This window comes from Streptomyces sp. UNOB3_S3 (assembly GCF_020740895.1).
Lineage (GTDB): Bacteria > Actinomycetota > Actinomycetes > Streptomycetales > Streptomycetaceae > Streptomyces.
Genome location: NZ_JAILXP010000373.1, coordinates 1 through 6875, shown reverse-complemented (window position 1 = coordinate 6875; position 6875 = coordinate 1). Strand labels below are relative to the sequence as shown.

3 protein-coding genes are annotated in these 6875 nt (G+C 70.5%); 1 reads left to right on the top strand and 2 read right to left on the bottom strand.

Features of this window, described 5'->3' with window-relative positions:
• Window positions 1-58: 58 nt before the first annotated feature.
• Together treS and K6I33_RS29165 are read right to left on the bottom strand one after the other, a co-directional pair.
• On the bottom strand, window positions 59-1765 hold the full coding sequence (treS, locus tag K6I33_RS29170) for a maltose alpha-D-glucosyltransferase (protein ID WP_229357537.1): 1707 nt from the start codon (window positions 1763-1765) through the stop codon (window positions 59-61).
• On the bottom strand, window positions 1762-3750 hold the full coding sequence (locus tag K6I33_RS29165) for an alpha-1,4-glucan--maltose-1-phosphate maltosyltransferase (RefSeq protein WP_229357536.1): 1989 nt from the start codon (window positions 3748-3750) through the stop codon (window positions 1762-1764). Before K6I33_RS29165 ends, treS begins: the two co-directional genes overlap by 4 nt.
• Before the next feature lie 552 nt (window positions 3751-4302).
• Here K6I33_RS29165 and glgP point away from each other — a divergent pair.
• A partial coding sequence (gene glgP, locus K6I33_RS29160; protein ID WP_229357535.1) for an alpha-glucan family phosphorylase occupies window positions 4303-6875 on the top strand: 2573 nt, incomplete at its 3' end.

The following is a 6875-nucleotide window of genomic DNA, read 5'->3' as shown; positions in this document are numbered from 1 at the left end:
GGTGCGGGCCGGTTCATGCTGGGCGCCTGCCCCGGTACGCGGCCGGGAAACGGCGCCGTCAGGTGGATGGGGCCGTGCGGCGCAGGCGGAACCAGTAGAAGCCGTGGCCCGCCAGGGTGAGGAGGTACGGGAGCTCGCCGATGGCGGGGAAGCGGACTCCGCCGATCAGTTCGACCGGGTGACGGCCGTTGAATGCCCGCAGGTCCAGTTCGGTCGGCTGTGCGAAGCGGGAGAAGTTGTTCACGCAGAGGACCAGGTCGTCGCCGTGTTCGCGGAGGAAGGCCAGGACCGCTGGGTTGCTTGAGGGGAGTTCCGTGTAGGAGCCGAGGCCGAAGGCTGGGTTCTGCTTTCGGATTTCGATCATTCGGCGGGTCCAGTGGAGCAGGGAGGACGGCGATGACATCGCTGCTTCCACGTTTGTCACCTGGTAGCCGTAGACCGGGTCCATGATCGTGGGGAGGTACAGCCGTCCCGGGTCGCAGGAGGAGAAGCCCGCGTTGCGGTCGGGGGTCCATTGCATCGGCGTGCGGACCGCGTCCCGGTCGCCCAGCCAGATGTTGTCCCCCATGCCGATCTCGTCGCCGTAGTACAGGATCGGGCTGCCGGGGAGGGAGAGGAGGAGCGCCGTGAAGAGTTCGATCTGGTTGCGGTCGTTGTCCAGGAGGGGCGCCAGACGGCGGCGGATGCCGATGTTGGCGCGCATCCGGGGGTCCTTGGCGTACTCCGCCCACATGTAGTCGCGCTCTTCGTCCGTCACCATTTCGAGTGTCAGTTCGTCGTGGTTGCGGAGGAAGATGCCCCACTGGCAGCGGGACGGGATTTCCGGTGTTTTGGCGAGGATTTCCGAGACCGGGTAGCGGGACTCCCGGCGGACGGCCATGAAGATGCGCGGCATGACCGGGAAGTGGAATGCCATATGGCATTCGTCCCCGCCGTTCTCGTACGAGCCGAAGTAGTCGACCACGTCCTCCGGCCACTGGTTGGCCTCGGCCAGCAGGACCGTGTCCGGGTAGTGGGCGTCGATCTCCGCGCGGACCCGCTTGAGGAACTCGTGGCTCCGGGGGAGGTTCTCGCAGTTCGTGCCCTCTTCCGCGAAGAGGTACGGGACCGCGTCCAGGCGGAAGCCGTCGATGCCCAGGTCGAGCCAGAAGCGGAGGGCGGCCAGGATCTCCTCCTGGACGGCCGGGTTCTCGTAGTTGAGGTCCGGCTGGTGGGAGAAGAAGCGGTGCCAGTAGTACTGCTTGCGCACCGGGTCGAAGGTCCAGTTCGACGTCTCCGTGTCCACGAAGATGATGCGCGCGTCCTGGTACTGCTTGTCGTCGTCGGCCCAGACGTAGTAGTCGCCGTAGGGGCCGTCGGGGTCGCTGCGGGACTGCTGGAACCAGTCGTGCTGATCGCTCGTGTGGTTCATGACGAAGTCGATGATGACGCGCATGCCCCGGGTGTGCGCCGCGTCGACGAATTCCACGAAGTCGGCCAGGTCGCCGAATTCCGGCAGCACCGAGGTGTAGTCGGAGACGTCGTAGCCTCCGTCGCGCAGGGGCGACTGGAAGAACGGCGGGAGCCACAGGCAGTCGACGCCGAGCCACTGGAGGTAGTCCAGCTTCGCGGTCAGTCCCTTGAGGTCGCCGATGCCGTCGCCGTCGCTGTCCTGGAACGAGCGGACGAGGACTTCGTAGAAGACGGCCCGCTTGAACCAGTCGGGATCCAGGTCCTTGGCCGGAGTGTCCTCGAAGGTGTCCTGGACGGGCTCATTGACGATCATGGTGTGGGTGACCCTCCGATCTGTGAGGACGGTCGCAGCGAGAACACGTGCGCGGGCGGGCTTCCCGGCTCCAGGCGCACATAGTTGTCCCTGCCCCAGTGATAGGTCTCCCCGGTGAGCTCATCGCGCACCGGGACGGTCTCGTGCCAGCCGAGGCCGAGCTCCGGCATGTCCAACGAGACCGTGGCCTCCTGGGTGTGGTGGGGGTCGAGGTTGACGACCGTGAGGACGCAGGAGGGGCCCGAACGCTTGGAGTAGGCGATGACCGCGTCGTTGTCCACGTGGTGGAACCGGAGGTTGCGGAGGTGCCGGAGGGCGGGGTGGCGCCTTCTGAGCCGGTTGAGGGCGGTGATCAGAGGGGCGATGCTCCGTCCTTCGCGCTCCGCGGACTCCCAGTCCCTGGGGCGGAGTTCGTACTTCTCCGAGTTCAGGTACTCCTCGCTGCCCGCGTGGGCGGGGGTGTTCTCGCAGAGTTCGTAGCCGGCGTACATCCCCCAGGTGGGAGCCAGCGTCGCGGCGAGGATCGCCCGTGCCTCGAAGGCCGGGCGGCCGCCCTCCTGGAGGTACGCGTGGAGGATGTCCGGGGTGTTGACGAAGAGGTTGGGGCGCATCTGGGCGGCGGAGGGGCCCGACAGTTCGGTCAGGTACTCCGTGAGTTCCTGTTTGGTGTTGCGCCAGGTGAAGTACGTGTACGACTGCTGGAAGCCGATCGCCCCCAGGGTGGCCATCATCGCGGGGCGGGTGAATGCCTCGGCCAGGAAGATCACGTCCGGGTCGGTGCGGCCGATCTCGGAGATCACCTTTTCCCAGAAGACGACCGGCTTGGTGTGGGGGTTGTCGACGCGGAAGATCCGTACGCCGTGGGCCATCCAGAAGCGGAGGACGCGCAGTGTCTCGGTGACCAGGCCGTCGAAGTCCGCGTCGAAGGCCAGGGGGTAGATGTCCTGGTACTTCTTCGGCGGGTTCTCGGCGTGGGCGATGGAGCCGTCCGCGCGGTGGTGGAACCACTCGGGGTGCTTGCCGACCCAGGGGTGGTCCGGGGAGCACTGGAGGGCGAAGTCGAGGGCCACCTCCATGCGCAGGTCGTGCGCCTTGCCGACGAAGTGGTCGAAGTCCGCCGGCGTGCCCAGGTCGGGGTGGATCGCGTCGTGGCCGCCCTCCGGGGAGCCGATGGCCCAGGGGCTGCCCACGTCGTAAGGGCCCGCACTCAGCGCGTTATTGGGGCCCTTGCGGTGGGTGGTGCCGATGGGGTGGATCGGGGGGAGGTAGACGACGTCGAAGCCCATCGCCGCGATGGCGGGGAGACGGCGGGCCGCGGTGCGGAGCGTGCCGCTGCGGGCCGGCCGGCCGGGGGTGGTCCGGGCGCCCTCCGAGCGGGGGAACATCTCGTACCAGGAGCCGAAGAGGGCCCGTTCGCGCTCCACCAGCACCGGCACCGGGCGGGAGCTGGTCACCAGCTCACGGAGCGGGTGGCGGGACAGCGCGGCCACGGTGTCGGGCGTCAGGGCGGCTGCCAGTCGTGCCGCGGCGGGGCGGGCCGGGTCGCGCAGGGCGTCCACGGCGGCCAGTACGGCTTCCCTGCCGTCGTTCTTGGGGACGCCCGAGGCCGCCCGTTCATGGAGCCGGGCACCCTCCTCCAGGACCAGTTCGGTGTCGATGCCCGCCGGGATCTTGATCGAGGCGTGCTCCCGCCAGGTGGTGACCGGATCGCCCCAGGCCTCGACCGCGTAGGTCCAGCGGCCCGTCGCGTCCGGGGCGACCGTCGCCCCCCAGCGGTCGGTGCCGGGGGCCAGCTCCCGCATCGGCGTCCAGGGGCCGGACCGGCCCGCGGGCCCGCGCAGCACCACGTTCGCCCCGACCGCGTCGTGGCCCTCCCGGAAGACCGTGGCGGTGACCTCGAACTCCTCGCCCACCACGGCCTTGACGGGCCTTCGGCCGCAGTCGACGAGCGGGCCGAGGTCCAGGACGGGGATACGACCGATCATGGGATCACCTGGCGAGCCTTGGAGGTCTGGGGGGAGGGTTCCGTCAGTTCTATCTGTTCCGTCGGCGGTCGGGAGGGTGCGGGCATGACTGCTCCTGTCCGCGTTCACTCGGGCGGGCGGAAGAAGGGATGTCGGCTGTCAGCAGGGCGACGGACGGTCGTCCCGGTACACCGGGTGAGCTTTCCCACCGGGTCCGCCCGGGCATGCCCGGACTGTATGAACTACTCGTGCGTAGTTCCCCTGACCCCGCGCGCGGAGGGCGGCCGTTCCCCCGTCACCCGTAGGGAGTCTGCTCGATGCTCCGATCGCGTGCAATGTGGTGAAACGGCGTCGTTGAGGGCCGGACGAGGGAACGGGCGCCCCGCTGCGGCCTTCGAAGGTCGTAGCGGCTTTTGGCCTTGGAGAGTGCTGTTGTACGCGGGGCGTAAATCCACCTAGTACTAATCGTCTAGTGCGAAGACATCAGGCGGTCTGCGCGCGGGCTCGCCCCGGTGCGGTGGAACCGGTCCATTGCCCCCTCCCGTGCCGACGCCTGCCGCTACCGTCGGATCCGTGAAGGCCATTCGTCGATTCAGCGTGCGTCCCGTCCTTCCGGAACCCCTACGACCGCTCAGCGAACTGGCGCGCAATCTGCGCTGGTCCTGGCACCCCGAGACCCGCGAACTGTTCCAGTCCGTCGACCCCGAGGGCTGGCGGGCCGCCGGGGGCGACCCGCTGCGGCTGCTGGGTTCCGTCTCCGCCGACCGGCTGGCCGCCCTGGCCGAGGACCGCCGGTTCCGGCGGCGGCTGGCGGCGGCCGCCGACGATCTCCACGACTACGCGACCGGCCGGCGCTGGTACCAGGAACAGCCCGCCGGGCTGCCGGCCGCCGTCGCCTATTTCTCCCCCGAGTTCGGCATCACCGCCGCCCTCCCGCAGTACAGCGGGGGCCTCGGCATCCTCGCCGGAGACCATCTGAAGTCCGCGAGCGACCTGGGCGTTCCGCTCATCGGCGTCGGACTGCTCTACCGCCACGGCTATTTCCGTCAGTCGCTCTCCCGCGAGGGCTGGCAGCAGGAGCACTATCCCCTGCTCGACCCCAACGAGCTCCCGCTGTCCCTGCTCCGCGAGCCCGACGGCACGCCCGCCCGGGTCACGCTCGCCCTGCCCGGCGGCCGCGGCCTGTGCGCCTACGTCTGGCAGGCGCAGGTCGGCCGGGTGCCGCTGCTGCTGCTCGACTCCGACGTGGAGGACAACGGGCCCGGCGAGCGCGACATCACCGACCGGCTCTACGGCGGCGGCAGCGAGCACCGGCTGCTCCAGGAGATGCTGCTGGGCATCGGCGGGGTGCGCGCCGTACGGGCGTACTGCCGGATCACCGGGCACCCCGAGCCCGAGGTCTTCCACACCAACGAGGGGCACGCGGGCTTCCTGGGGCTGGAACGGATCCGTGAACTGGTCGGGCAGGGCGCCGACTTCGACGCGGCGCTGGAGTGCGTGCGCGCCGGCGCGGTCTTCACCACCCACACCCCCGTGCCCGCCGGCATCGACCGTTTCGAGGCCGCGCTCGTCGCCCGGCACTTCGGCGACGGCGGGGAGCTGCCCGGCATCGACGTCGAACGGGTCCTGGCGCTGGGCCGGGAGGACTATCCCGGCGGCGAGCCCAACCTCTTCAACATGGCCGTGATGGGCCTGCGGCTGGCCCAGCGCGCCAACGGCGTCTCCACGCTGCACGGCAAGGTCAGCCGGGAGATGTTCGCCGGGCTGTGGCCCGGCTTCGACCCCGAGGAAGTGCCCATCACCTCCGTCACCAACGGGGTGCACGCCCCCACCTGGGTGGCCCCCGAGGTCTTCCGGCTCGGCGCCCGGCAGCTCGGCGCCGGGCGCGCCGAGGACGCCCTGACCGTCGGCGGCTCCCACCGCTGGGACACCGTCGCCGACATCCCCGACGCCGCCGTCTGGGAGCTGCGCCGCACCCTGCGCGAACAGCTGGTGGAGGAGGTGCGGGAGCGGCTGCGGGCCTCCTGGCGGGAGCGCGGCGCCGGGACGGCCGAGCTCGGCTGGATCGACGGGGTGCTGGACCCGGACGTCCTCACCATCGGCTTCGCCCGGCGCGTGCCGTCGTACAAGCGGCTGACGCTGATGCTGCGCGACCGCGAGCGGCTGACCGGGCTGCTGCTGCACCCGGAGCGGCCGGTGCAGATCGTGGTCGCGGGCAAGGCACACCCGGCCGACGACAGCGGCAAGCGGCTGGTGCAGGAACTCGTCCGCTTCGCCGACGACCCGCTGGTGCGCCATCGCATCGTCTTCCTGCCGGACTACGGCATGGCGATGGCCCAGAAGCTCTATCCCGGCTGCGACGTCTGGCTGAACAACCCCCTGCGGCCACTGGAGGCCTGTGGTACGTCGGGGATGAAGGCGGCGCTCAACGGCTGTCTCAATCTCTCCGTCCTGGACGGCTGGTGGGACGAGTGGTACGAGCCGGACTTCGGCTGGGCCATCCCCACGGCCGACGGCGCGGCGGCCATGGACGAGGACCGCCGCGACGACCTGGAGGCCGCCGCGCTCTACGACCTGCTCGCCCAGCGGGTCGCGCCGCGCTTCTACGACCGGGGCGCGGGCGGGCTGCCGGGCCGCTGGATCGAGATGGTCCGGCGCACGCTGGCGACGCTCGGGCCGAAGGTGCTCGCGGGGCGGATGGTCCGCGAGTACGTCGAGGGGCTCTACGCGCCCGCGGCCGAGGCCCACCGGGCGCTGGACGCGATCGCGGCGCGGGAGCTGGCCGCGTGGAAGGCGCGGGTGCGGGCGGCGTGGCCGGCGGTCGCCGTGGACCATGTCGAGGCCGTCTCGGACGGCCCGCTGAACGGCACGGCCGAGCTCGGCTCCACGGTCTCCCTGCGGGTGAGCGTGACGCTGGGCGAGCTCGACCCGTCGGACGTGGAGGTGCAGGCCGTCGCGGGCCGGGTGGACTCGGCGGACCGGCTCTCCCAGGCGGCCGCCTTTCCTTTGAAAGCGACGGGGGCGGTGGGGTTGGACGGGCGACGGCTTTACGAGGGGCCGCTGACGTTGGACCGGACCGGTCCGTTCGGTTACACCGTCCGCATCCTGCCCGCGCATCGCCTGTTGGCCGACGGGGCCGAGTTGGG